Genomic DNA, 26,865 nt, shown 5'->3' with positions numbered 1-26,865 from the left:
GATGGACAGAAATTTAGCATTAAACTTAGCAAGAGTAACAGAAGCAGCAGCACTTTCAGCTGGTAAATGGCTTGGAAAAGGCGATAAGAATGCAGCAGATGGAGCTGCAGTAGATGCAATGAGAAGAATGTTTGACACAGTTGATATTGACGGAACTGTAGTTATTGGTGAAGGTGAAATTGACGAAGCTCCTATGCTATATATTGGAGAAAAAATTGGTACAAGAGAAGGAGAAGACCAAGTTGATATTGCCGTAGACCCAATCGATGGTACAAACTCCATAGCAAATGGAACTGATAACTCCATAGCTGTTCTTGCAGTTGCACCTAAGGGATGCCTTTTAAATGCACCAGACATTTACATGGACAAAATTGCCTGCGGTCCAAAAGCTAAGGGAGCAATCAAGCTTGATGATTCTCCATCTGAAAATGTTAAAAGAGTAGCTAAGGCACTTAACAAAAATATTGAAGAAATAACAGTTGCAGTTCTTGATAGACCAAGACACGAAGAGATTATAAAAGAAATCATTGCTGTTGGAGCAAGAGTAAAAAAAGTTTCTGACGGAGATATTGTAACTGCTATTGAAACTTGTTACGAAGATTCAGGTATTGATTTAGTAATTGGTAGAGGCGGAGCACCAGAAGGCGTTATAGCAGCAGCAGCACTAAAATGTCTTGGCGGTGACTTCCAAGGAAGACTTCATCCAACTGATGAAAAACAAGAAGCTAGGTGTAGAGACCTTCATTCAGATTTAAAGAAAATTTATTCTATTGATGACCTTGTAAAGGGTAATGAAGTTATCTTTTCAGTAACAGGTATCACTTCAGGAGAAATTCTTGACGGAGTAAAATACTATGGTGACAACAAGGCTAAGACAGATACTCTTGTATTAAGACTACCAAGTGGAACTCAAAGATTTATAAAATCTGTTCACTCTCTTGATTTAAAACCAGATTATGCTAAATAATTCTTATCATGACTAATAATAATGAATTGAATAACAAATCAATTGAGGACCTGAGAAAAATTTCTTCTTCTCTAGGACTTAAAGATGCAGAAAATTATAATATTGAAGAATTAAAACACTTTATAGAGAAGGGTAAGCTTCCAAATATGTTACTAAGCGATGAAGACTTAAATAAACTTAAAGTTTCAGAGCTTAGAGACCTAGCTAAAGAATGTGGAATTGAAAAATCTTACTCTTTAAAAAAAGATGAACTTATAGAAGTCATCAAAGAAAAACGAGAATCAAAAAAAATAGAAGAATTAGACTTATCCGATAATGCTGCTAAGACTTTAAAAAATCTTGATGATAAAGACTATGTAAAGGGAATTCTAGAGCTTCACCAAGATGGATATGGTTTTTTAAGAAGAGTAAACTATTTACCTAGTGAAGATGATATATATGTGTCTCCATCACAAATAAGGAAGTTTAGACTTAGAAATGGCGACGAAGTTCTTGGAGTGAAATCTCCACCAAAAGACGGTGAAAACTTTAATGCTCTTTTATATATTAAGTCAGTAAATGGGCTTCATCCTTCAAAAATTATTAACAGACCTTTTTTTGATAATTTGACACCAATCTATCCTAAAAAGAAACTAGATTTAGAAACTGAAGATACTGCTATGAGGGTTATTGACCTCCTAGCTCCAGTGGGCCTTGGTCAAAGAGGACTTATTGTATCACAACCAAAGTCTGGTAAAACAACTCTACTAAAGAAAATTTCTAAATCTATAAACAGCAACTATCCAAATCTTCATCTTATAGTATTGCTAGTTGATGAAAGACCTGAAGAAGTTACAGATATGAAGAGATCAGTCAAGGGAGAAGTCGTCTATTCAACCTTTGATGAAAATCCCAAAAATCATACTAGGGTGGCAGAGATGGTGATTGATAGAGCGAAGAGATTAGTAGAGAACAAGGAAGATGTTGTAATTTTACTTGACTCCCTAACGAGATTATCAAGAGCTTATAACTTAATCACCCCTGCAAGTGGAAAAACTTTATCAGGAGGACTTGATCCCTTATCACTTCATAAACCAAAAAGATTTTTTGGAGCTGCAAGAAATATAGAAGAGGGTGGAAGTCTTACTATACTAGCTACAGCTTTAGTTGATACTGGTTCTAGGATGGACGATGTAATCTTTGAAGAATTTAAGGGCACAGGAAATATGGAACTTCATCTTAATAGAAGCTTATCTGAAAAAAGAATATTTCCTGCAATTGATATTCTAAAGTCAGGAACTAGAAAAGAAGAACTCCTATTGAATAAAGATGAGTTAGAATTTAACTATGATTTTCGAAATAAATTATGTCAAGAAAATATAGAGGAAGTAACTGAAAAGTTTTTAGATAAACTTTCAAAAACAAAAAGCAATAAAGAATTTTTGAATAAGTAATCTTAAATAAGAATTTATTTGTTAAAATCTTGATAAATCAATTGGAATATTGTATAATAATTAAGCAAATAGTTGTGTTTGCACTAGAGTGAAAAATATGTTATAATATTAAAATTGAGTTATAAAATAAGTTTAAGGGGGCTAAACAATGAAAAAAGGAATTCATCCAGATTATAAAGAAGCTACAGTAACTTGTGCTTGTGGCAACACTTTTAAAACAGGATCCGTTAAAGAAGATTTAAAAGTTGAAATTTGTTCAGCTTGTCATCCTTTCTTTACAGGAAAGCAAAAACTCTCTGATCACGGCGGAAGAATTGAAAAATTCAATAGCAGATACAAGAGAAATAAATGACAATGAGGTTAGCATAGCTAACCTTTTTTATTACTTAAATTTATGAAAATTAAAGAAGCCTTAATAGAAGGCAGAGATTATTTAAAAGATTTAGAATACACTGACCCAATTTATGAAACTAGAAGAATCTTAAGCGATTTATTAAATAAGGACTTATCCTATTTAGTATCTCATGACGAAGACTTATTAGATTCAAAGATAGAAAATAAATATTTTGAAATTTTAGAAAAAAGACAAAAAGGAATTCCACTTCAATATATCTTAGGTGAGGAAGATTTTTATGGAAGAACTTTTAAGGTCATAGAAGGTGTTTTAATACCAAGACAGGATACAGAGATATCAGTAGAAAAAATCTTGAATATAATAGAAAACAATCAAATAAATAATATGTTGGAAATTGGTTGTGGTACTGGTATAGTAAGCATTAGTATGGATCTTGAAAGTTCAATTGATGTTACAGCTGTTGATATAAGTGAGAAAGCAATAGAGAACACTAGAATTAATAAAGAAAAATTAAACTCAAAAATAAAAATAATAAATAGTGATTTATTTTCTAATATCAATGAAAAGTTTGATTTAATCTATTCAAATCCTCCTTATATAAAGTCAAGTGAGATAGAAAATCTACAGGTTGAAGTAAAAGATTACGAACCAAGACTTGCTCTAGATGGTGGAGAGGATGGACTATTCTTTTATAGAAGTATAATAAAGTCTTCTCCTGAGTTTTTGAATCATAAGGGTTTTTTGGTATTTGAAATAGGACACGATGAGGCAGAAGATATTTGTAATTTGATGAAAGATAAGTTTAAGGTTGAAGTTTATAAAGACTTAAATAACTTAGATAGAGTAGTAGTTGGACAGTTAAAAATGTAGGGGTAATTATGTACGAAAAACTTTCGGTTTTTGAAGATAGATTAATAGAATTAGAAAAGGATCTTAGCAGTGTTGAAGTTATAAATGACTCTAAGCTTTATCAACAAAAAGCAATTGAACATGCTGAGATTGAACCAATTGTAACAAAGTATAGAGCTTATAAAGAAACTTTAAATTCACTAAACGAAAATAAAGAATTAATAAAAGAAAAATTAGATGATGATTTTAAAGATTTAGTTAGAGAAGAAATTAACGAAGCTACTAAAAAAGTTGAAGAGCTAGAAAACGAGTTAAAAATTCTTTTGATTCCTAAGGATAAAAATGACAGCAAAAACGTAATGGTAGAAATTAGAGCTGGAGCAGGTGGGGATGAAGCTGCATTATTTGCTGGCGTTCTTTATAGGCAATATGTTAGATATGCAGAAAGATCTGGATTTAGGGTTGAAACAATATCATCAAATGAAATAGGCATTGGTGGCTACAAGGAAATTGTCTTCATGATAATTGGAAATGGAGCATACTCAAGACTTAAGTATGAATCTGGAGTTCACAGAGTTCAAAGAGTGCCTGAGACTGAAAGTGGGGGAAGGATTCACACATCTACTGCTACAGTTGCTGTGCTTCCTGAAGCTGAAGATGTTGATATAGAAATTGACCCAACTCAAATAAAGTTTGATGTATTCCGTGCATCTGGGAATGGTGGACAATGTGTTAACACTACAGACTCTGCAGTTAGACTTACTCATATTCCAACGGGAATAGTTATTTCATGCCAAGATGAAAAGTCTCAACTAAGAAACAAGGAAAAAGCTATGAAGCTTTTAAGATCTAAACTTTATGATTTAAAACTTCAAGAACAAAGTGAAAAAGAATCCATGGAAAGATCTTCACAAATAGGAACTGGAGATAGGTCTGAAAGAATAAGAACTTATAACTATCCTCAAGGAAGGGTAACTGATCACAGAATCAACTTAACATCTCACAGGATTGATGCTATTAATGATGGGGATCTTGATGAAATAATTGATGCCCTCATAACTTATGACCAAACACAAAAAATTGAAAAGATTTCCTAAAATTAAAATATTTAATTAGTATATTTTTAATGCTTCATTTGATTTTTCATTAATATTATTCTATAATGATGGTGGTAGTTTTATTATTAAATATTATGGGGGTAATATTATGAATCAAATGACAAGTGACAATTTAAGATCAGCATTCGGCGGAGAATCTCAAGCACGTACTAGATACAATATCTGGGGCGAATGCGCAGAAAAAGATGGTTTCAAAAACGTTAGAAGACTTTTTGATGCAACTTCTGATGCTGAAAAAATTCACGCTACACTTCACTTCAAGGCTATGAAAGATGTTTCAGGCGATTTTGCTGTAACATCAATGGCAGGATTTGGAATTAATTCAACTTCTGAAAATCTTGAAGCAGCAAGAGGCGGAGAAATTTTTGAATCAACTCAAATGTATCCAGCTTTTATCGCAGTTGCAGAAATGCAAGGCGAAAAAGAAGCTGTTAAGGCAATGAGATTTGCTACAGCAGCAGAAGAAGTACACGCTAAAAGATTTGCTACAGCTAAAGAAGCTGTTGATTCTGGAAAAGATTTAGATGTTGAAAACATCTACCTATGTCCAGTATGTGGCTATATTACTTTTGAAGAAGAAGATAAATGTCCAATCTGCGGATGTGCAGGAAGCAAATTTGTTGCTTACTAATTTTTGTTAAAAAAGTCTCTTCATCTTTATGATGGGGAGATTTTTTATTATAAAAATCTAAAGAAGCTATATACTTTAAATTGAAAAAATTATTATAAATCAAAGTATTTATTGCTAATTTCTCTTGCCTGTGGTATACTTTTATCCGGTAAGAAATACACACATTTTCTGATATCACTGGAGTTGCCAATTTGGTCCCTATGATAAAGGATGAAAATGGAGGAAAAAAACACGGAGGTGGCTTAAATGTCAGTAATTTCAATGAAAAGCTTATTAGAAGCTGGTGTGCACTTTGGACACCAAACTAGAAGATGGAACCCTAAAATGAAGAGATTTATATTTACCGAAAGAAATGGTATTTATATAATCGACCTTCAAAAAACAGTTAAAAAAGTAGAAGAAGCTTACGATTTTGTAAGAGAAGTTGCAGCTAATGGTGGCGAAGTTCTTTTTGTAGGTACAAAAAAACAAGCTCAAGATGCAATTGAAAAAGAAGCTACTAAATGCGGTATGCCATACATTAACCAAAGATGGTTAGGTGGTCTTTTAACTAACTACAAAACTATAAAGAATAGAATTGAAAGACTTTACAAACTATATGAAATGGAAGAAAATGGAACTTTTGATGTTCTTCCTAAAAAAGAAGTTGCTCAATTACTTCACGAAAGAGAAAAGCTTGAAAAATTCCTAGGTGGAATTAAGGAAATGAAGGGTATGCCTAAAGCTTTATTTGTAGTAGACCCTAAAAAAGAAAATATTGCAGTTAAAGAAGCACATATTTTAGGAATTCCTGTTATCGGTATCGTAGATACAAACTGTGATCCTGAAGAAGTTGATATTCCAATTCCAGGAAACGATGATGCTATTAGAGCAGTAAAACTTATTACTGAAACAATTGCTAATGCAGTTATCGAAGGAAAACAAGGCAGTCAAATTGAAGATACAGATTATGATGAATCCGCTCAAGAAGTTTCTGAAGAAGAAGCAGTTGAGGATGAAAAGTCAGCTATAGAAGAGTAAAGATATTTCGAGAGTTCTAAAGTAATCCTTTATAACTCTCTTTTTTTAAAATAAATAAGGAGTGAATTAAAATGGCTATTACAGCAGCAATGGTTAAAGAATTAAGAGAAAAATCTGGCGCAGGTATGATGGACTGCAAGAAAGCTTTAACAGAAACAAATGGTGATATGGATAAGGCAGTAGACTTTTTAAGAGAAAAAGGACTAGCTTCTGTTGCAAAAAAATCTTCAAGAATTGCTTCTGAAGGTATAGTTGAAGCTTATGTACACGGTGGAAGAATCGGTGTTCTAGTTGAAGTTAACTCAGAAACTGACTTCGTTGCTAAAAATGAAGAATTCCAAAACTTTGTTAAGGACATTGCAATGCAAATCGCAGCAGTTGCTCCAAAATACGTAAGTCGTGAAGAAGTTCCTGCTGAAGAAGTTGAACACGAAAAGAACGTTTTAACTGAACAAGCAAGAGGCGAAAATAAACCTGAACACATTATTGAAAAAATGGTTCAAGGTAGACTTGAAAAATTCTATGAAGAAATTTGTCTACTTGACCAAGACTTCATTAAAGATTCAGACAAGAAAATTAGAGATATTCTAAATGATCTAATTGCAAAAATAGGCGAAAATATTAAAATCAGAAGATTTGTTAGATATGAAGTTGGCGAAGGTCTTGAAAAAAGAGAAGAAGACTTTGCAGAAGAAGTAGCAAAACAAATAGGATAACAAATTGGAGGAGTAAATGCCAAAATATAAGAGAATTGTTTTAAAACTCAGTGGAGAAGCACTAGCAGGATCAAATACCGTTGGTATTGACATGGATTATGTTAATTTAATTGCTAAGCAAGTTAAGAAAATTTATGATTCAGGAGTAGAAACTGGTATTGTTGTTGGTGGCGGAAACTTTTGGAGAGGACGAGACGAAAACAATATAGACCGTGCTACATCTGATTATATGGGTATGCTAGGTACTGTAATGAATGCTTTGGCATTGCAGGACTCTTTAGAAAAATTAGGCGTTATTACTCGTGTGCAAACTGCTATCGAAATGAAGCAAGTTGCTGAACCCTATATTAGAAGGCGTGCTATAAGACACTTGGAAAAGGGTCGTGTAGTTATATTTTCTGCAGGAGTTGGTAATCCATACTTCTCAACAGATACAGCAGCTGCACTTAGGGCCGCAGAAATTGATGCTGATATAATTTTATTAGCTAAGAAGGGTGTAGATGGAATCTATGATTCTGATCCTAACATTAATTCTGATGCTAAGAAGTTTGACAACTTAACATATAGGGAGATTTTAAATAAAAACTTAAAAATCATGGATGCTACAGCAACTACACTTTGTATGGACAACAATATTCCACTTCAAGTATTTGGAATAGATGAGGAAGATGCAATGTATAAAGTTGTTTGTGGCGAAGACATTGGTACTAATGTTAAATAGGAGGATATTATGATATCTGATCTTAAGAAAAATACTGAGTCAAGAATGTCAAAATCTATTGACTCACTTACTGAATCACTTCAGTCAATAAGAGCAGGACGTGCTAATACAAGTTTATTAGATAGAATTTATGTTGATTATTATGGACAACAATCTCCACTTAATCAAGTTGCTAGTCTATCTGCACCGGAAGCTAGACTTCTTGCAATTCAACCTTGGGACGCAACTTTAATTCCTGAAATTGAAAAAGCAATTCAAAAATCTGATTTAGGAATAACTCCTTCAAATGATGGAAAAATTATCAGACTTGTTATACCTCAACTAACTGAAGAAAGAAGAAAAGATCTTACGAAGTTAGTAGGGAAATATGGTGAAGAAGCTAAGGTTTCAATCAGAAACATTAGAAGAGACGCTATGGAAGATATTAAAAAAGCAGAAAAAGCTAAAGAAATATCTGAGGATGATAGAAAAACTTATGAAGAAGATATTCAAAAGTTAACAGATAAATACATCAAAGATGTTGATAGTGTAGCAGCAGATAAAGAAAAAGAACTTATGGAAATTTAATTTTTAGCCTTAGATTATTCTAAGGCTCTTTTTTTAAGGAGTTTTATGAATTATTACGAACAATTAGACTTAAGAAATATACCAAAACATATTGGTATTATTATGGATGGCAACGGTAGATGGGCAAAAAATAGAAAAATGCCCAGAACTTTTGGTCATAAAGAAGGAAGTGAAAGAGTTATAGAAATTGTTGAAGCTGCATATAAGATTAATGTAAAATCTCTAACTCTCTATGCTTTTTCAACTGAAAACTGGAAAAGACCAGAGGAAGAGATATCTAAGTTGATGGATCTGCTTGCCTTTTATATAAAAAGCCAACTTGAAAAAATAAAGAAAAATAATATTAGGATAAAAGTCTTGGGAGACTATAAAGTATTTCCTAATAAAATCGTAAAGCTAATAGACGCTGCATTGCAGGAAACAAAATCAAATGATAAAATGATATTAAATATTGGTCTAAATTATGGTGGTCAAAGTGAAATTGTAAGAGCTAGCAAAATGATTTGCGAAGATCTTATTGCTGGCAACATCTCTCTAGATGAAATAAATACTGAATCTTTCAAAGATTACTTATATACAAGAGGACAAGAGGACTTAGATTTGCTTATAAGACCAAGTGGTGAGCTTAGAGTTTCAAATTTTTTACTCTATCAGTTAGCCTATAGTGAGTTTTATTTTTCGAATATATTGTGGCCAGACTTTCACGAAGAAGAATTTTACAAAGCCATTTGTGATTTTCAAAACCGCAATAGAAGGTACGGAGGATTATAATCTTGACAGATTTACAAAAAAGAGTTTCCACAGGTATAGTGGGCATAGCTATATTAATTTTAATATTTTATTTAGGTTTAAATGCCATTAAATTTTCAATTTTTGTTATAACAATAGAAGCAATAAGAGAACTTTACAATGCTCTTATTAATAAAGGGATAAAACTTTATTTACCCAGCTTGCTTTTTGGTGCCTTAATAACATTTTTATTTTCAATTCTAGATAAAAATTTAACCTTTGCCCTAGTCTTATATTTCATATTTAATTCTTCTTTATATGTTCTTTTAAAAGACTATACTTTGAGCAATTACTCCTTTACAAATATGGCTTATTTTTATCTTGTGTTTTTTCTTAATTTACTTGGAAGTCTAGATGACATTTACATAATTATTTCAGCTTTTGTAATTGCCTTCTCCACTGATACTTTTGCTTACTTTGTAGGATCTACATTTGGAAAACACAAACTAATCGAAAGAGTGAGTCCAAATAAATCCGTTGAAGGAGCTCTTGGCGGAACTTTTTTTGCTATAATTTTAACTTCTGTCTATTTCACATTGTTAAACAAGTATAATTATATTTATGACATTAATATTCTTGTAATTCTTCTTATTATGCTTGCGTCTATTGCTGGTCAATTTGGAGATTTATTTGCATCAAAAATAAAAAGATATACAGGGATAAAAGATTATGCACAAATTTTGCCAGGACACGGAGGGATACTCGATAGATTTGACAGTCTAATTTTTATAAGTCCTCTCGTTTTTATTTTGTACCACTTTATTTAAGGAGGATAAATGATTACCTTAATAAGTTCACTACTTGTATTTTTACTTGTAGTCATCCTACATGAGCTTGGCCATTTTACAGTTGCAAAGTTATCTGGCATTAAAGTAAATGAATTTTCTATTGGAATGGGTCCAAAAATTTATCAAAAGGAAAAAGGTGAAACTTTTTATAGTCTGAGAATACTACCAGTTGGAGGTTATGTTGCTATGGAAGGGGAAGAAGAGAATTCACATGACCCTAGAGCCTTTAACAATGTCCATATTTTTAAAAGGATGGCAGTTGTTTTAGCTGGAGCTTTTATGAATTTTGTTTTGGGTTTCCTTGCATTTACTATTATTTTTTCTATAGTAGGTTATGGCTCTAACGAAATTGATAAAGTTATAGAAAATTCTCCTGCTATGACTTCTGGACTAAAAACTGGAGATAAAATTATTAAAATCAATGGTTCACCTACTAGAGATATATATGATATAAATTCTGTCATTTCTAAAAACAATGATAAAGAAATGAATTTTTTTATTGATAGAAAAGGTGAATTGTTAAAATTTAGCATAAAACCACAGTTTTCTGAAGAGAATAAAATGTATCTCATTGGCATTACATCAAAAATTGATCATTCATTTCTTAAATCAATAAGTCTTGGAGCTGATAGGACTTTACAGATGTCAAAAATGATTATTCAAAGCATTAAGATGATGTTTAGTGGATCTTTTAAAATGGAATACTTATCAGGTCCTGTTGGAGTCGTTCAATTAATTGGATCAGAATCGTCAAAAGGTTTTTTAAATTTTTTACAAATTTTAGGCTTAATTTCAGTTAATCTTGGAGTATTTAATTTGCTTCCTATTCCAGCACTTGATGGAGGAAAATTTTTATTTTTATTAATTGAAGCTATAATGGGAAAGCCAATTAATGAAAAGATTGAGCAAGGACTTTCTTTAATAGGTATAAGTCTTTTATTTTCACTAATGATATATGTAACTATTTTTAATGATATTGGAAGGTTGTTTAATAAATGATAAATAGAAAAGAAACAAAAAAAGTATATGTTGGCAATGTTCCAATTGGAGGAAATTCTTTTATTTCTATCCAATCAATGACAAACACCAACACTAAAGATGTGAAATCTACTGTTTCTCAAATAAAAAAACTTGAAAATGCAGGATGTGACATTATTAGAATGGCGGTTAATGATATTGAAGATGCAGCTGCTTTAAGGGAAATTAAAAAAGAAATTAATATACCAATAATTTCAGATATACAATTTGATTATAAACTTGCTCTTGCTGCTTGTGAGAATGAATCTGATGCAATAAGGCTTAATCCTGGAAATATAGGTGCCTCATGGAAGGTTAAAGAAGTTGTTGAAGCTTGTAAGTTTCATAACATTCCTATAAGAGTTGGTGTTAACTCAGGCTCTGTAAAGCAAGAATTTTTAGATAAATTTAATGGCGTTAATGCATCTTCCATTTGCTATAGTGCGCTAGAAGAAATTGAATTATTAGAAAAAAATAATTTCTATGATATAGCAGTATCTTTAAAAGCATCTAGCGTTAATCTAACTATTGAAAGCTATAGAAAATTTTCTGATATGTCAAATTATCCCCTACACTTAGGAGTTACAGAAGCGGGAAGTCCTAAGAAAGGTATTGTTAAATCTGCCATTGGTATAGGAACACTTCTAGCAGAGGGTATAGGAGATACAATAAGAGTTTCTCTAACTTCTGATCCTCTTGAAGAAGTAATAGCCGGTAAGGACATCTTAAAAGCTCTAGACTTAAGAAGAGATGGTATTGACTTAATCTCTTGTCCAACTTGTGCAAGGACTAAGGTTGATTTGATTGAGATAGTTAATAAGGCTGAAGAAAAGCTTTATTCTATGGACAAAAACTTAAAGGTAGCAATTATGGGCTGCCCTGTTAATGGACCTGGTGAGGCAAGAGAGGCTGATATTGGAATTGCTTGTGGACACGGTGAAGGTCTAATATTTAGCAAGGGAGAAATATTAAAAAAAGTTCCAGAAGATATGCTATTATCTGAACTTTTATCTGAGATAGAAAAAATTGGGTGATAATTTGATTTTATTAAAAGATATTTTACAAAAATTAAATACTTCATACGATAATATTTCAGAAGAGATTTTCATAGAATCTATTAAAAGAAATAAAAATACTAATGAAGCTTTTTTTGTTATTAATTCAAAAAGAGATTTAGAAGAAACTTTTAAAAATGAAATTGAAGATATCTTTTCCAAAAATCTTGATGAATACAAAATTTATATTGACTTCAAATCATCTTCTCTATACAAAAGCGAAGATGATTTAATTTGTGCAGAAATTTTGAAATACAACCCATCTTCAAAAATTTGGATAGATGATATTGAAATAAATAAAAATGAAAAAATAGGAACAATCGATATAACTCTACCTAGTGAAGAAGCTTTCTATAGCTTAAGTCAAAATGGATTCGCTAGCTATCTTCAAAAAGAATTAAAAATTTTTGGCGATTTTAATATTAAATTTGATTTTGAAAAAAATGAATTTGAAGAAGATAGTATTGAGGACTTTATATGTCAAATAGAAGAAGCTGAGGAAGTAATATCCACAAAACACAAGGAAGAGGTTAAGACCAAAATCGAAAAAAAATCAAAAGAAAAAAACACTAAAAAATCTGACTCCTATGGTAAAAAGGACCTTGGAACAATCGAAAGATTAATCGATGTGAATGTAAACTCCCAAAAAGTTAGTGTTGAAGTTGATATATTTAATATTGAAAGCAGGGAATTAAAAAATGGTAACTTCTTAATCTCACTTTCTATTACAGACTACACATCTTCTACTTTAGCAAAAATATTTTTGAAACCTGAAAAAGCTGAAGAATTTCTTGAAAGCTTCAATAAAGGAGACCATGTAATAATAACAGGAAATGTTTCTTATGATAATTTTTCTAGGTGTGACACTATCATGATCAGGTATATTGAAAAGAGAGACAAGATCATTCGAAGGGATTATTCAGATGATAAGAGAACAGAACTTAGAATTCACTCAAAGATGTCTCAAATGTCAGGTGTAACCTCCTTTACTGATTTTGCCAATAGAGCAAAACTTTGGGGACATGATTCAATAGGTATTTCCGATACAAATGATGTCCAAGGTTTCCCAGAAGCTATGGAGGCCGCAGAAAAAACTGGATTAAAAATTCTCTACGGTACTGATATTAACTTTGTTGATGACAAAGAAAAAATTGTTACAAATTACGAAGAGGGAAAAACTTATGATACTTATGTGGTTTTTGATATAGAAACCACAGGACTTTCTTCAAGAAATGATAAAATTACAGAAATTGGTGCCGTTAAGATTAAAAACGGAATGATAGTAGATAGATTTTCACAACTTATTAATCCAGAAAAGGAAATACCACAAGTTGTAGTTGATTTGACAGGAATTAGCAATGCTATGGTTGAAAATGAACCTACTATAGAAGAAGTAATTCTCAAATTCTATGACTTTGCTAAAGATGCAGTTTTAGTAGCTCATAATGCTAAATTTGATATATCTTTTATTAGACGAGAATATGCAAATAAAAATCTAGTGTTTAATCATCCTATTCTAGATACTCTTGTACTTGCAAGGGCAACAATGACCGACATGAAGAGATTTAATCTAGGAACACTTTGTAAAAATCTTGGAGTATCCCTTGTGGGGGCTCACAGAGCAGTTAATGATGCTGAAGCTACTGCAGAAGTCTTTATTAAGTTAATTGAAAAAATTAAAAGAGAAGAAGAATTTAATTTTGAAAATTTAAATAAAGAAATAGTAAACATAGATTCTAAACGTTTATTCGAGTCGTCTTTATTATTATTAGTGCAAAATGAAATTGGTTTAAAAAATTTATACATGTTGATTTCCGATTCTCATATGAAATATTTTAACTTTGTTGCAAAAGTACCTAGAAGCCTTTTGGATAAATACCGCGAAGGAATATTAGTAGGATCAGGTAATGCTAACTCAGAATTATTTGATGCTATATATAGGATGTGCCCTCAAGAAGAATTGCTTGAGATTGCAAAATATTATGACTTCTTAGAAATTCAACCAGCAAGTGATAATATTCTTGCAATTGAAGATGGTAAATATACTATTGAAGATATAAGAGAAATAAATAAAAAGATAATTTCCATAGGAGAAGAATTAAATATACCTGTGGTTGCTGATTCAGACACCTATTATCTTGAAGAGTCTGAAGACGTATTAAGAAGAATTGTGCTAAACGGTAAACCTGGAAGACCAGATCCTAGAGCTAGTAGAAATCAAAAATTTTATTTTAAAACTACAGAAGAAATGCTAGATGAGTTCTCTTACTTGGGACAGGACAAGGCTTATGAAGTTGTCGTAACTAATACTAACAAATTAAAGAATTCAATAAAAGATATCAAGCCTATTCCTGATGGAACTTATCCTCCAGTTATTGAAGGTTCTGATGGTAGTTTAAGAGAAATGACCTATAAAAAAGCACATGATATTTACGGAGATGAACTTCCAAAAATTGTTGAGGATAGGTTGGAAAAAGAACTTAAGTCAATTATTTCAAATGGTTATTCCGTCCTCTATATAATTGCTCAAAAACTTGTAAAAAAATCTAATGATGATGGTTTCTTAGTAGGGTCAAGGGGTTCTGTTGGTTCATCCTTTGTTGCAACAATGGCTGACATAACAGAAGTAAATCCTCTACCGCCACATTATATTTGTCCTAATTGCAAATATTCTGAATTTACAGAAGACTTAACTTATGGCAGTGGAGTTGATATGCCAGACAAAGTTTGTCCTAAGTGCGGCAGTTCTCTTAAAAAGGATGGACATAACATTCCTTTTGAAGTTTTCTTAGGTTTTTATGGTGACAAGGAGCCAGATATTGATTTAAATTTTGCAGGTGAATATCAACCAAGGGCACACAAGTACACTGAAGAATTGTTTGGCGAGGGTTATGTATTTAGAGCAGGAACTATTGGAAAAATAGCAGATAAGACTGCTTATGGTTATGTAAAAAAATATTTTGAAAACAAACATATTTCTCCTATCGAAATCGACAGACTATCACGAGCTATAACCGATGGAAAAAGAACAAGTGGACAACATCCAGGCGGTGTAATGATTGTCCCTAAAACAAATTCTATTTTTGATTTTACTCCAATTCAATATCCTGCAGATGATCCAAGCTCCGGAGTAATAACAACTCACTTTGATTATAACTTTATTCATGGAAAGATCTTAAAACTAGATATACTTGGTCACGATGGTCCAACAATTATTAAAATGTTAGAAGACTTTACAGGAATTGATTCCAATACTATAAGACTTGATGATAAAGAGACACTTTCTATCTTTAATAGTGCAGAAGCCTTTAATATGGATGAAGAAGTTTTCTCTTGCAAGACAGGAACCCTCGGGATACCTGAGTTTGGAACTTCCTTTGTTATATCAATGCTATTAGAAACAAATCCGAAAAACTTTGCAGACCTTGTTAGAATTTCTGGTTTATCTCATGGTACTGATGTATGGATTTCGAATGCACAAGAGTTAGTTGACTCTGGTAGAGCTGAGCTTAAAGATGTAATAGCCACTAGAGAAGATATTATGGTCTATCTAATAAATGCTGGTGCTGAAAATAAAATGGCCTTTGACACAATGGAAAAGGTTAGAAAGGGCAAGGGACTAACTGAAGAACAAGAAAGTATTATGAAGAACTTAGACCTGCCTGAATGGTATATTGATTCTTGTAAAAAAATTAAGTATATGTTCCCTAAGGCCCACGCAGTGGCTTATGTTATGTTGTCCTTTAGAATTGCATACTATAAATTAAATTATCCTTTGGCCTTCTATGCAACTTTCTTTACAATTAAGCTAACTGACTTTAACGGAGAAAATATTATTGAAGGACCAAACTTTTTGAAAAATAGAATTAAAATGCTAAGAGAGATTGAAAAGCCAACAGCCAAAGACAAGGGTGAAATAAGAGTGTCTGAAGTTGCACTTGAAATGTATGCTAGAGGTTTTCAATTCTTAAAGGCAGACATTTATAAGTCTAAGGCTTCTAAGTTCACTATAGAAGATGGAAAAATTAGAATGCCTATAAGAGCAGTGCCTGGAATTGGTGAAAACTGTGCAAATAAGATAGAACAAGAATCACAAAAATCAAAGTATTTATCTATCGAAGACTTTTCAAAAAGGACTGGAGCAGGAAATTCTGTTATAACAATTCTACAAAAAAATGGAATACTTGAAGACTTAGATGAAACAAACCAAATTTCATTATTTAATTTTTGAAAAACTTGTATTTATAGCATTTTATGATATAATTTTAAATAAGTAAGATATTTTAGAGTAAAGAGTGGGTGAGCCCACTCTTTGTTTTTTAGTAGTGAGGTGTTAAGTGAATAAAAAAGAATTAAAAAAAGAAATTTACCCACTAGCTGAAGAGGTAGCAGAAGAACTTGGCTACGAAATTGTAGACATTGAATTTCAAAATGGATCAAAGCACGATTTATTATCAATTTTTATTTACAAAAAAGAAGGAATTGATTTGAATGACTGCACTGATATGAGTAGAAGTCTAGAAAAGAAACTAGACAACTTAGAAATTTTAAAAAATCCTTATTATCTTGAGATTTCTTCGCCGGGACTTGATAGACCTTTAAAAACAAAAGATGACTACAGAAGAAATATTGGAAACGAAGTAGATGTTAAACTTTACGCACCAATAGACGGGAAAAAAGAATTTAGTTTTGTTTTAGACAAGTATGATGATGAAAATGTATATTGCTCACTTGATGGAAAAGAATTTGCTATACCAATTAAGTCAATTTCGTCAATGAAACAAACTATTAAATTTTAATGGAGGAATAAATGAATCAAGAGTTTATAGACGCTTTGAATGAAATCGAAAAAGAAAAAGGAATTTCTAAAGAAATCGTCTTTGAAGCTTTGGAATCAGCTTTAGTTTCTAGTTATAGAAAAAACTACGGCACATCAGAAAATGTTATTGTAAACATGGATAGAGAAACTGGTGAAATTAAATTATTTGCTTCTAAAGATATTGTAGAAAAAGTTGAGGATCCTCAACTTGAAATATCCCTTGATGAAGCAAAAAAGATTAATCCAAACTATGAAATTGGGGATGTATATAACCAAGAAATTCATCCAAAAAATTTTGGAAGAATTGCTGCTCAAACAGCTAAACAAGTTGTAATTCAAAGAATCAAAGACGCAGAAAGAGATATTGTATTTGATGAGTACGTTGAAAGGGAAAAGGAAATTATAACAGGACTTGTTCAAAGAAAGTCTTACAATAATGTTTACGTGGATTTAGGATCTACTGAGGCAATACTTCCTTACAGTGAGCAAATTAGCGGTGAATCTTATAATCATGGAGATAGATATAAGATGTTAATCTTATCAGTAGAAAAATCTACTAAAGGTCCACAGATTGTTCTTTCAAGATCTCATCCAGATTTAATAAAAAGACTTTTTGAATTAGAAATTCCAGAAGTTAGTGAAGGAATTGTAGAAATCTACTCTATTTCAAGAGAAGCGGGTTCAAGAACAAAAATAGCTGTATTTTCTAGAGACCCTGAAGTTGATCCACTTGGAGCTTGTGTTGGTTACAAGGGACAAAGAGTAAATGCTATTGTTGATGAAATTGACAATGAAAAAATAGATATTGTTATTTATGAAAAAGAAATTGATAAATTCATTGCAAATTCTTTGAGTCCTTCCAAGGTAGAGAAGGTATTTGTTAACGAAGCAGAAAAATCAGCACTTGCTATAGTTCCTGATTATCAACTTTCACTTGCTATTGGTAAAGAAGGTCAAAATGTTAGACTAGCTGCAAAATTAACAGGATGGAAGATAGATATTAAGTCAAATCTTCAATTTGAAGAGTATCTTGAAGAAAGAAATATAACAGAAGAAGACTTAATTGAAGAATATGAAAATGCAGTTAAAGAGAATGTAGAGGAAGTATCTGAGGATCTTAATAATCCTGAAGAACAAGATATAAAAGTAGACGACATAGAAGATGAAGTTTGTGGCAATTTAGAAAACGCTGATGAAGAATCTTCTGTTGAAGAAACTGAAATATAAAATTCTTAATTTAACGGAGTAAATAATGACTAAAATTAGGAAGATACCTATGCGTTCTTGTATAGGTTGTAGAGAACAAAAAGCAAAAAAAGATTTAATCAGAGTTGTAAAAAACAAAGAAGATGAAATCTTTATTGATAAAACTGGAAAGGCAAATGGAAGAGGAGCTTATTTATGTAATGACAAAAGTTGTTTGGAGAAAGCGATAAAGTCAAAAGCTTTAAATAGGGCATTTACAACAGAAATTAGTGAGGAAGTTTATGAAAAACTAATTGATTCTGTAGATTAAGCTTCTTTTTAGGAGGTGTTCAATTTGTCAAAAATTAGAGTACATGCGTTGGCAAAAGAAATTGGTATTACTAGTAAAGAATTATTATTAAAATTAAATGAACTTGAAATATCAGTAAAAAATCACATGTCAACATTAGACAGTGCTGAAGAAGAAAAAGTAAGAAAATTATACAAAAAGAGTTCTTCTAAGAATGAATCTCCTGTAGAGAATGAAAATTCAGATAAAAAGAGAGATAAAAGCAAAAAAAACAATCCTAATAAGGAAAAACAAAGCGAAAAAAAATTAGATAATAAAACAAGTAAGAAAGAGAATAAAGACATAAATTCTCAAAAAGAAAAGGATGTTGAAAAGACTCCTAATAATAAAAAGAATAAGAAGAATAAGTCTAAGCATAAAGATAATAAAGATGATAAAAACAACTCCTTTAAAAGAGATTTAACTAAGAAAAAACCGAAGAAAAAAGTTAAATCAAGACATAGAGTTGAAGAGGAAGATAAGGGAGATGATTCTATAATAGTGATTGCACCTATTACAGTAAAAGATTTTGCTAATCAGTTAGGAGTATCTGTTTCAACAGTTATAACAAAGCTAATTGGTCTTGGAGTTATGGCAAATCAAAACCAAAGTATTGATGAGGATACTTGTATCTTACTAGCTGATGAACTTGGAATAGAAATTGAAATAGAAGCGCCAAATCTTGACCAATCTGTTGAAGAAGAATACGGTCTTTTAAAAGAAGATAAGGAGAGAGACCTTAAACCAAGACCACCTGTTGTAACAGTTATGGGTCACGTTGACCACGGTAAAACTTCTTTACTAGACTCAATTAAGAAAACTCACGTTACACAATCAGAAGCTGGCGGAATTACTCAACATATAGGAGCATACACTGTTAATCTTTCAGGAAAGAAAATAACTTTCCTTGATACTCCTGGTCACGAAGCCTTCACTTCTATGAGATTAAGAGGAGCTCAAACTACTGATATAGCTATACTTGTTGTAGCAGCAGATGATGGTGTTATGCCTCAAACTCTTGAAGCAATTTCTCACGCAAGATCTGCAGACGTTCCAATAATTGTAGCAATTACCAAGATCGATAAACCTGAAGGAAATCCTGAAAGAGTTAAGCAAGAATTGATGAACGAAAACCTTGTTCCTGAAGAATGGGGAGGAGATACTATTGTTGTTGGTGTTTCTTCTAAATCTGGAGAAGGTATTGATGACTTGCTTGAAATGATTCTTTTAGTCGCTGAAATGAAAGAACTTAAAGCAAACCCTAATAGACGTGCTGTAGGTACTATTATCGAGGCAAATCTTGATAAGGCTAAGGGACCTATGGCAACTATCCTTATTAAAAATGGTACTTTAAGATTCGGTGACGCTGTAGTATCAGGTACTTGCTCAGGTAGAATCAGGGCAATGGAAGATGACAAGGGTAAAAGAGTTAAAAAAGCAGGTCCTTCTATGCCAGTTGTAATTCTAGGACTTAATGATGTTCCTAATGCAGGGGATACAATATATGCAGTAAATGATGATAAGACTGCAAAGACTATTGCTGACAAGAATAAAGAAATTTCTAGGGAGAAGAGACTAAGCCAAACAACTAAGATTAGTCTTGACAACTTATTTGAAAAAATCTCTGAAGAGGATGTTAAGGAACTAAACATCGTTGTTAAGGGTGACGTAAAGGGTTCTGTTGAGGCACTTAACCAATCACTATTAAAACTTTCCACTGAAGAAGTTAAGATTTCTGTAATTCACTCTGGTGTTGGTGGAATTAATGAATCTGACGTAACATTAGCTTCTGCTTCTAATGCAATTGTTATAGGATTTAACGTTAGACCTAATATCAATGCCATAGAACTTGCAAAAACAGAAGATGTAGAAATTAGAACATATAGAGTTATCTATGAAATTATAAATGATATTGAACAAGCCGCTAAGGGTATGCTTGATCCTGATATTGTTGAAGAAATACTTGGTAGATGTGAAATTAGACAAACCTTTAAACTACCTAACAATCAAATGGTTGCAGGGGTTTATGTACTAAATGGTAAAATTTTAAGAAATTCTAAGGTTAAAGTCCTAAGAGACGATGTTGTTATTCATGAAGGTGACATTGCTTCACTTAAGAGATTTAAAGATGATGCCAAAGAACTTGCAACAGGTTTTGAAGGTGGACTTGTAATTGATGGGTTTAATGATATAAAAGAGGGTGACCTTCTTGAATCATATATCATGAAGGAAGTTGAGAGATCATAATGAATAATAAAAGAATTAATAGAATCTCAGAAGAAGTAAGAAAAACTATTTCTAATATTGTTCAAAACGAATTAAAAGATCCTAGAATACCTTCTATTACAAGTATCTCCCATGTTGAGGTTACTAACGACCTGTCCTTTGCAAAGGTCTATGTATCTGTCTTAGGAGACGATTATGATAGGGACGAAGCAGTTGAAGGCCTTAATTCTGCTAAAGGTTTTATAAAAAAGGAATTGGCTCATAGAGTTAAACTTAGGGCAATGCCGGAATTAATTTTCATTAAAGATGACTCTATTGAAAAAGCTATGGAACTAGACAAACTTATAGAAGAGGTAAATCGAAAAAATGATTAATTTAAAGGAAGTATCCTCTGAATTAAAAAATTTAATAGATAGTAGCCAAACTATTGCAGTTGCATCTCACTTGAATCCAGATGGTGATAATTTGGGATCTGCAACTGCAATGATTGGCATGCTTAATAAGCTTGGTAAAAAACCAATTTTTATTCTGGATGATCTCATACCATCTTCTTTTAAATTTTTATCAAATCTATCCTTTGCAAAAAATCCTGATAATATTGATACAACTTTTGATTTATTTATTGCTCTTGATTCATCAGATGAAGATAGGATGGGAGATAGGGTAAAAGAAATCTTTAATAAATCAAAGAAAACTGTTAATATTGACCATCACTTTAGCAATAAAAATTATGCTGATTTGAATATTGTTGATGAAAAATCTCCAGCAACTTGTGAAATACTAGCTAGGATTTTTAAAAGTCTTGGACTTAGTTTAAATAAGGAAATAGCAACTTCATTATTCACTGGTCTTTCAACTGATACGGGATCATTTAAATATAGCTCTGTCACATCACAAACTTTTGAAATCGCTTCAGATTTATTTAAATATAATATTGATATTAATGAAGTTACACAAAATGTTTATCAAAGTAGGTCTAGACAAAAAACTGACCTTTTGATTAAAGCTATGAACTCAATAGAATACTTTGATGAAGATAGAATAGCTGTAGTTCTTGTAACTAAAGATGATATGGAAAATACAAAAGCTGCAAAATCAGATGCTGATGGAATTGTTGAATTTGTAAGAGACATTGATTCAGTTGAGCTGGCTGTTCTTCTAAAAGAAAAAGATGATTGTATAAGATTATCTCTTAGGTCAAAATCTTATGTAGACTGCACAAAAATAGCTTCAAAATTTAATGGTGGTGGTCATATTAGGGCTTCAGGGGGGACAATTAACCACACTGACCTTATGAAAGCTAAAAAAGATTTAATAAAAGTGGCTGAAGAAGAATTATGATGGACGGTCTATTAATATTTGACAAAGAACAGGGAATCACTTCTCACGACTTAGTATATAAAGTTAGACGTAAGTTAGGTATAAAAAAAGTAGGACACACTGGCACCCTTGATCCAATGGCAACAGGTGTTCTAGTTATATCTATTGGTAAGGCTACAAAGACTAGTGAATATATTATTTCCAGTGACAAGGAATATGAAGCTAGAATAAAACTTGGAGTTCTTACAGATTCTTACGATATTACTGGTGAAATTTTAAAAGAAGAAAAGGTAACTTTTACGCAAGATGAAATCATTAATGCACTTAAACATTTCACAGGAAAAATGACTCAAAAACCACCAATATATTCTGCTTTAAAAGTAAAGGGTAAGAAACTTTATGAATATGCCAGAGAAGGTAAAGACGTTGAAATCAAGAAAAGAAATATTGAAATCTATAAAAATGAACTCTTAGAATTCAATGGAAGTGATGAGTTTCTTATTAGAGTGAAAGTATCTAAGGGTACCTATATTAGATCTCTTGCTAATGATATTGGAGAATTTCTTGGAACTTATGGCACACTAACTGAGCTAAGAAGAACTAGGACTGGAGATTTTAAAATCGAAGATTCTATAAAAACCTCTTCCTTTCAAGAAATGTCTCTTGATGAAATAAAAGAAAAAATCTTACCTATAGATATGGCTTTAAGTAATTTTAAAAAGATTGCAATAGATAGAATTTTTTGTAAAGAATTCCTTAATGGGCAATTTTATAAAGTTAAGGATAGTTTAGAAGACGAAGATTATAGAGTATACTGCGATAATTTATTTTTGGGTATTGGTGAAATTAGATACATTGATAATGAAGCCTATCTAAAAATGAAGAAGAAATTAATAGGTGATTTATGAAAATAATTGAAATTGACTTAAATTATATAGCAGATGAAGATTCAGTTATCGCCCTGGGAAATTTTGACGGAGTCCACAAGGGACATATGGAGTTAATAAATAGGGCAGTTAAAAATGCTAAAACATTAAATATTAAATCAAGTTTATTACTTTTTAATGAGCATACTGATAATCTAGTCAAAGTTGGAAAAAAAGATATTATAACAACTAACCAAACAAAATTTGAAATTATTGAAGATTTAGGAGTTGATATTATATATCTTATAAACTTTACAAGAGAGTTTATGTCCTACACTCCAATAATGTTTTTAAAAGATTTTCTAGCTGATAATTTAAAAATAAAAGGTATTGTTGTGGGCTATGACTATACCTATGGCTATAAAAAATCTGGAGATGTTGACTTTTTAAATAAAAATAAAGATTTGTTTAATAGTGTAGATGTTATAGATCAAATTTCTTCCCATGGAGTGAAAATTTCATCAACTCTTATAAGAAGCTTAATTGAAGAAGGTAAACTAAAAGAAGCAAATGAACTTCTATCAAGACCCTATAAATTAATTGGAGAAATTATTCACGCCAAGGGTTTAGGGAAAAAAATGGGCTATCCTACTGCTAACTTAAAACTAATAGATAATTTTGTAATACCTAAATTTGGTGTTTATGACACAGATATTATTATCAACGGGGAGAGGTTTAGAGCCTCAACCAACATTGGCACAAACCCTACAGTTGAGCATGATGGAATAAAAATAGAAGCTCATATACTTGATTTTAATAGAGATATTTATGGCGAGATTGTAGAGCTTGAACTTTTAGATTTTGTAAGACCAGAATTAAAGTTTGATTCTATAGAAGAACTATTCGAACAAATTGCTAAAGATGTTTTAGTTACAAGGAATAGATGACTTTACAAGTAAGTTATTATATGTTAAGATATACAAGGTTAAATAGCTATTCGCAGTTGGTCGCTCCTCGACGCCTACTTCGATTAGCTTTATCAAAAATTTAGGAGGAAAATATGTTAGAAACAAACATCAAACAAATTATTATTGACGAATTTAAAACTCACGAAGGTGACACAGGATCACCAGAAGTACAAATTGCTATTCTTACTAGAAGAATTAACGATTTAAACGAACACTTAAGAATTCACAAAAAAGACCACCATTCAAGAAGAGGACTTCTTAAAATGGTAGGTAAGAGAAGAAATTTATTAAGATATTTAAAAAATAGTGATATAGAAAGATATCGTACACTTATTAAAAAACTACAAATAAGAGGATAATAGGAGCGGTAATCCCGCTCTTTCTTATTAGAAGGAGGAAATAATGGAAAAAACTTATACTATGGATCTTGCAGGTTCTCAGTTAAAAGTAACAATTGGAAAAGTTGCTGAGCAGGCAAATGGCGCTTGTTTAGTACAATATGGGGATACTGTTGTGCTTGTTACAGCAACATCATCTTCTAAGCCAAGAGAGGGAATCGACTTTTTTCCTCTAAGTGTAGATTATGAAGAAAAAATGTACGCTGTTGGTAAAATCCCTGGCGGATTTATCAAGAGAGAAGGAAGACCTAGCGAAAAAGCTACTCTTTCAGCTAGACTAATTGATAGACCACTAAGACCGCTTTTCCCAGAAGGTTATAGAAATGATGTACACATAGTAGCAACTGTTTTAAGTGTTGACCAAGATCATTCACCAGAAATTGTTGCCATGATAGGTTCTTCTATTGCTCTTTCTATTTCTGATATTCCTTTTGATGGACCTACAGGTTCAGTTGAAGTTGGATACATTGACGGAAAATATATAATTAATCCAAATGAAGAACAAAGAAACAATTCTAGAATAAATTTATCTCTTGCTGGTACAAAGACTGCAATTATGATGGTAGAGGCAGGTGCCCAAGAAGTAAGCGAAGCAGAAATGCTTGAAGCTATACTAGAAGGTCATGAAGTTATTAAAGAAATTTGTGACTTTGTAGACGAGATTGCTAAGGAAATTGGCAAAGATAAAGCTGAATACGAAGTATTTAAAGCTGACGAAGAAATTGTAGCTAAAGTAAAAGAATTTGGTCAAGATTTACTTGTTAATGCTATTAGAGAAAAAGATAAAGTAGTTAGGGAAGCAAACACTGAGAAAGCTAAGGAAGCTATCAAAGAACACTTTGAAGACCTGATGGAAGAACATGCAAAGGATATTTCAGCTGCAATTGATGAAATTGAAGTTAATGAAATCAGACGTGGCATTATCGAAGAAGAAAGAAGACCTGATGATAGGAAGCTAACTGAGATAAGACATCTTTCTTCAGAAGTTGGCGTTCTACCAAGAACTCACGGTTCAGGTTTATTTACAAGAGGTCAAACTCAAGTACTTTCTATAGCAACTCTTGGAGCAATCTCTGAAGAGCAAGTTATCGATGGACTAGGAGATGACAAACCTAAGAGGTATATCCACCACTATAACTTTCCAGGATTTTGTGTTGGGGATACAAAACCATCAAGATCTCCAGGTAGACGTGAAATAGGTCACGGTGCCCTTGCTGAAAGAGCTTTAATTCCAGTTATTCCAGATTCTGAAGAATTCCCATATACAATTAGGGTCGTTTCTGAAGTTTTATCATCTAATGGATCTTCATCTCAAGCATCTATTTGTGGATCTACACTTGCTCTTATGGACGCAGGTGTTCCTATTAAAGCGCCAGTAGCTGGTATAGCTATGGGACTTATTGAAGAAGATGGAGTTATTAAAATTCTAACTGATATTCAAGGCTTAGAAGATCACTTTGGAGATATGGACTTTAAGGTAGCAGGTACTAGAAAAGGTATCACAGCTATTCAAATGGACATTAAAGTTGAAGGAATTAAAAAAGAAATCCTTGAAACTGCTCTTGATAGAGCAAAGGATGCTAGATTTGAAATCCTAGATCATATTGCAACAACTATTGAAAAACCAAGAGAAGAACTTTCTAAATATGCTCCAATAATCCACATGATTACTATCGATCCAGAAAGAATTGGAGAAGTAATAGGTGCTGGTGGAAAAATAATAAATAAAATTATTGAACAAACTGGTGTTAAAATCGATATTGATGACGATGGTAAGATTTCTATATTATCTGATAACGATGAAAAAGCTAAAGAAGCAATTGCAATAATTGAAGACATAGTTAAAGAAATCGAAGTTGGAGAAGTTTACCTTGGTAAGGTTAAAAAGATTGTTAAGTTTGGTGCTTTTGTAGAGCTTAAAAAGGGAACAGAAGGCCTTCTTCATATCTCTGAAATTGCTCATGAAAGAACAAACAATGTTGAAGATGTATTAAAAGTTGGCGATTCAATAGAAGTTAAGGTAATTGATATAGCTAAAGATACAGGCAAGATTTCACTATCAAGAAAAGCTTTAATTGAAAGAGAAGATAGTCCAAAGAACGAAGAAAATAAATAAGAAAAATTTTAGTCGCATTAGAATTTATTTTAATGCGATTTTTTTAAAGGAGAAATTATGAAATTAAAAGTTATTAATAAAAGTAAACACCCTCTACCAAAATATGAAACTGAAGGCTCATCTGGTATGGATTTAAGAGCCAACTTAGATGAAAATTTAATTTTAAAACCTCTTGACAGAGTACTTGTTCCTACAGGCCTTTATTTTGAATTTGAAAAAGGCTATGAGGCACAAGTAAGAGCAAGGTCTGGATTAGCCTTAAAAAAAGGTTTAGGACTTCCTAACGGTATAGGTACAATTGACTCAGACTACAGAGGTGAGTTAAAAGTTATTTTAATAAACATGAGTAGGGAAGACGTAATAATTGAAGATGGTGATAGGATTGCTCAAGTTGTGTTTATGAAAATTGAAACTCCTGAATTAGTTGAAGTAGAAGAGATTAGTGATACAGAAAGAAGTGACGGAGGCTTCGGTCACACTGGTCTTTAAGAGCACAAATTGTTATAATATTAATGAGGTGCTAGCTCTTGAAAAGAAAAATTAAAACAAATAAAAAACCTACAAATAAAAAAAATAATACAAAAATTAACAG

The 26,865-nt window shown here is 31.8% G+C and carries 26 protein-coding genes; all 26 read left to right on the top strand.

The window, feature by feature from the left end:
* Nucleotide 1: 1 nt before the first annotated feature.
* The 26 genes from glpX (at nucleotide 2) to dut (ending at nucleotide 26,762) form a co-directional block, all read left to right on the top strand.
* Complete coding sequence (gene glpX / locus ACWPVO_RS04550; protein WP_005956561.1) at nucleotides 2-967, top strand: class II fructose-bisphosphatase; 966 nt, start codon at nucleotides 2-4, stop codon at nucleotides 965-967.
* Nucleotides 968-975: 8 nt separating this feature from the next.
* Nucleotides 976-2,400 (top strand): transcription termination factor Rho, encoded by a 1,425-nt coding sequence (rho, locus tag ACWPVO_RS04545; protein WP_454206839.1) that lies wholly within the window; start codon nucleotides 976-978, stop codon nucleotides 2,398-2,400.
* Nucleotides 2,401-2,548: 148 nt separating this feature from the next.
* The gene (rpmE, locus tag ACWPVO_RS04540) at nucleotides 2,549-2,752 is read left to right on the top strand and encodes a 50S ribosomal protein L31 (RefSeq protein WP_005956574.1); all 204 of its coding nucleotides are present in this window, start codon (nucleotides 2,549-2,551) and stop codon (nucleotides 2,750-2,752) included.
* Nucleotides 2,753-2,794: 42 nt separating this feature from the next.
* Nucleotides 2,795-3,625, top strand: coding sequence for a peptide chain release factor N(5)-glutamine methyltransferase (gene prmC, locus ACWPVO_RS04535; protein WP_454206837.1), 831 nt, complete (start codon nucleotides 2,795-2,797; stop codon nucleotides 3,623-3,625).
* An 8-nt stretch (nucleotides 3,626-3,633) separates the two neighbouring features.
* Nucleotides 3,634-4,701 carry a peptide chain release factor 1 gene (gene prfA / locus ACWPVO_RS04530; RefSeq protein WP_454206835.1) on the top strand — a complete coding sequence of 356 codons (1,068 nt, stop codon included), beginning with the start codon at nucleotides 3,634-3,636 and terminating at the stop codon, nucleotides 4,699-4,701.
* Between the two features lie 109 nt (nucleotides 4,702-4,810).
* Nucleotides 4,811-5,353 (top strand): rubrerythrin family protein, encoded by a 543-nt coding sequence (locus tag ACWPVO_RS04525; RefSeq protein ID WP_454206833.1) that lies wholly within the window; start codon nucleotides 4,811-4,813, stop codon nucleotides 5,351-5,353.
* 246 nt (nucleotides 5,354-5,599) lie between these two features.
* Complete coding sequence (gene rpsB, locus ACWPVO_RS04520; RefSeq protein WP_270675276.1) at nucleotides 5,600-6,373, top strand: 30S ribosomal protein S2; 774 nt, start codon at nucleotides 5,600-5,602, stop codon at nucleotides 6,371-6,373.
* Between the two features lie 71 nt (nucleotides 6,374-6,444).
* Nucleotides 6,445-7,089, top strand: a complete 645-nt coding sequence (tsf, locus tag ACWPVO_RS04515; RefSeq protein WP_412621393.1) for a translation elongation factor Ts — start codon at nucleotides 6,445-6,447, stop codon at nucleotides 7,087-7,089.
* Nucleotides 7,090-7,105: 16 nt separating this feature from the next.
* Nucleotides 7,106-7,810: a UMP kinase gene (gene pyrH / locus ACWPVO_RS04510; RefSeq protein WP_005956531.1), complete on the top strand. Its 705-nt coding sequence runs from the start codon at nucleotides 7,106-7,108 to the stop codon at nucleotides 7,808-7,810.
* 9 nt (nucleotides 7,811-7,819) lie between these two features.
* Nucleotides 7,820-8,377 carry a ribosome recycling factor gene (gene frr / locus ACWPVO_RS04505; RefSeq protein WP_454206830.1) on the top strand — a complete coding sequence of 186 codons (558 nt, stop codon included), beginning with the start codon at nucleotides 7,820-7,822 and terminating at the stop codon, nucleotides 8,375-8,377.
* A 45-nt stretch (nucleotides 8,378-8,422) separates the two neighbouring features.
* Nucleotides 8,423-9,148, top strand: coding sequence for an isoprenyl transferase (locus ACWPVO_RS04500; RefSeq protein ID WP_454206828.1), 726 nt, complete (start codon nucleotides 8,423-8,425; stop codon nucleotides 9,146-9,148).
* 2 nt (nucleotides 9,149-9,150) lie between these two features.
* Nucleotides 9,151-9,933, top strand: a complete 783-nt coding sequence (locus ACWPVO_RS04495) for a phosphatidate cytidylyltransferase (protein ID WP_195444378.1) — start codon at nucleotides 9,151-9,153, stop codon at nucleotides 9,931-9,933.
* Between the two features lie 9 nt (nucleotides 9,934-9,942).
* Nucleotides 9,943-10,953, top strand: coding sequence for an RIP metalloprotease RseP (gene rseP / locus ACWPVO_RS04490; RefSeq protein ID WP_195444375.1), 1,011 nt, complete (start codon nucleotides 9,943-9,945; stop codon nucleotides 10,951-10,953).
* Complete coding sequence (ispG, locus tag ACWPVO_RS04485) at nucleotides 10,950-12,005, top strand: flavodoxin-dependent (E)-4-hydroxy-3-methylbut-2-enyl-diphosphate synthase (RefSeq protein ID WP_454206826.1); 1,056 nt, start codon at nucleotides 10,950-10,952, stop codon at nucleotides 12,003-12,005. The genes rseP and ispG overlap by 4 nt, the downstream gene beginning before the upstream one ends.
* A 4-nt stretch (nucleotides 12,006-12,009) precedes the next feature.
* Complete coding sequence (locus tag ACWPVO_RS04480; protein WP_454206824.1) at nucleotides 12,010-16,257, top strand: PolC-type DNA polymerase III; 4,248 nt, start codon at nucleotides 12,010-12,012, stop codon at nucleotides 16,255-16,257.
* Nucleotides 16,258-16,363: 106 nt separating this feature from the next.
* Complete coding sequence (locus tag ACWPVO_RS04475) at nucleotides 16,364-16,825, top strand: ribosome maturation factor RimP (protein WP_454206822.1); 462 nt, start codon at nucleotides 16,364-16,366, stop codon at nucleotides 16,823-16,825.
* A gap of 11 nt (nucleotides 16,826-16,836) precedes the next feature.
* Nucleotides 16,837-18,072 carry a transcription termination factor NusA gene (nusA, locus tag ACWPVO_RS04470; protein WP_454206820.1) on the top strand — a complete coding sequence of 412 codons (1,236 nt, stop codon included), beginning with the start codon at nucleotides 16,837-16,839 and terminating at the stop codon, nucleotides 18,070-18,072.
* Between the two features lie 25 nt (nucleotides 18,073-18,097).
* Nucleotides 18,098-18,361, top strand: a complete 264-nt coding sequence (rnpM, locus tag ACWPVO_RS04465) for an RNase P modulator RnpM (protein ID WP_454206818.1) — start codon at nucleotides 18,098-18,100, stop codon at nucleotides 18,359-18,361.
* A gap of 24 nt (nucleotides 18,362-18,385) precedes the next feature.
* The gene (gene infB, locus ACWPVO_RS04460) at nucleotides 18,386-20,626 is read left to right on the top strand and encodes a translation initiation factor IF-2 (protein ID WP_454206816.1); all 2,241 of its coding nucleotides are present in this window, start codon (nucleotides 18,386-18,388) and stop codon (nucleotides 20,624-20,626) included.
* Complete coding sequence (gene rbfA, locus ACWPVO_RS04455) at nucleotides 20,626-20,979, top strand: 30S ribosome-binding factor RbfA (protein ID WP_005956570.1); 354 nt, start codon at nucleotides 20,626-20,628, stop codon at nucleotides 20,977-20,979. The genes infB and rbfA overlap by 1 nt, the downstream gene beginning before the upstream one ends.
* The gene (locus tag ACWPVO_RS04450) at nucleotides 20,972-21,946 is read left to right on the top strand and encodes a DHH family phosphoesterase (protein WP_454206814.1); all 975 of its coding nucleotides are present in this window, start codon (nucleotides 20,972-20,974) and stop codon (nucleotides 21,944-21,946) included. The genes rbfA and ACWPVO_RS04450 overlap by 8 nt, the downstream gene beginning before the upstream one ends.
* The gene (truB, locus tag ACWPVO_RS04445; protein ID WP_454206812.1) at nucleotides 21,946-22,833 is read left to right on the top strand and encodes a tRNA pseudouridine(55) synthase TruB; all 888 of its coding nucleotides are present in this window, start codon (nucleotides 21,946-21,948) and stop codon (nucleotides 22,831-22,833) included. The genes ACWPVO_RS04450 and truB overlap by 1 nt, the downstream gene beginning before the upstream one ends.
* Nucleotides 22,830-23,738 (top strand): bifunctional riboflavin kinase/FAD synthetase, encoded by a 909-nt coding sequence (locus tag ACWPVO_RS04440; protein ID WP_195444363.1) that lies wholly within the window; start codon nucleotides 22,830-22,832, stop codon nucleotides 23,736-23,738. Before truB ends, ACWPVO_RS04440 begins: the two co-directional genes overlap by 4 nt.
* A 113-nt stretch (nucleotides 23,739-23,851) precedes the next feature.
* Nucleotides 23,852-24,118: a 30S ribosomal protein S15 gene (rpsO, locus tag ACWPVO_RS04435; RefSeq protein WP_005956416.1), complete on the top strand. Its 267-nt coding sequence runs from the start codon at nucleotides 23,852-23,854 to the stop codon at nucleotides 24,116-24,118.
* A 43-nt stretch (nucleotides 24,119-24,161) separates the two neighbouring features.
* Nucleotides 24,162-26,273 (top strand): polyribonucleotide nucleotidyltransferase, encoded by a 2,112-nt coding sequence (locus ACWPVO_RS04430; RefSeq protein ID WP_148466000.1) that lies wholly within the window; start codon nucleotides 24,162-24,164, stop codon nucleotides 26,271-26,273.
* Between the two features lie 57 nt (nucleotides 26,274-26,330).
* Nucleotides 26,331-26,762: a dUTP diphosphatase gene (dut, locus tag ACWPVO_RS04425; protein ID WP_285073482.1), complete on the top strand. Its 432-nt coding sequence runs from the start codon at nucleotides 26,331-26,333 to the stop codon at nucleotides 26,760-26,762.
* The last annotated feature ends 103 nt before the right edge of the window (nucleotides 26,763-26,865 follow it).

The sequence above is a fragment of the Peptoniphilus sp. Marseille-Q6390 genome (assembly GCF_965119475.1).
The sequence above is the reverse complement of the archived record's forward strand: the minus strand, read 5'-3'. Positions and strand labels throughout refer to the sequence as shown.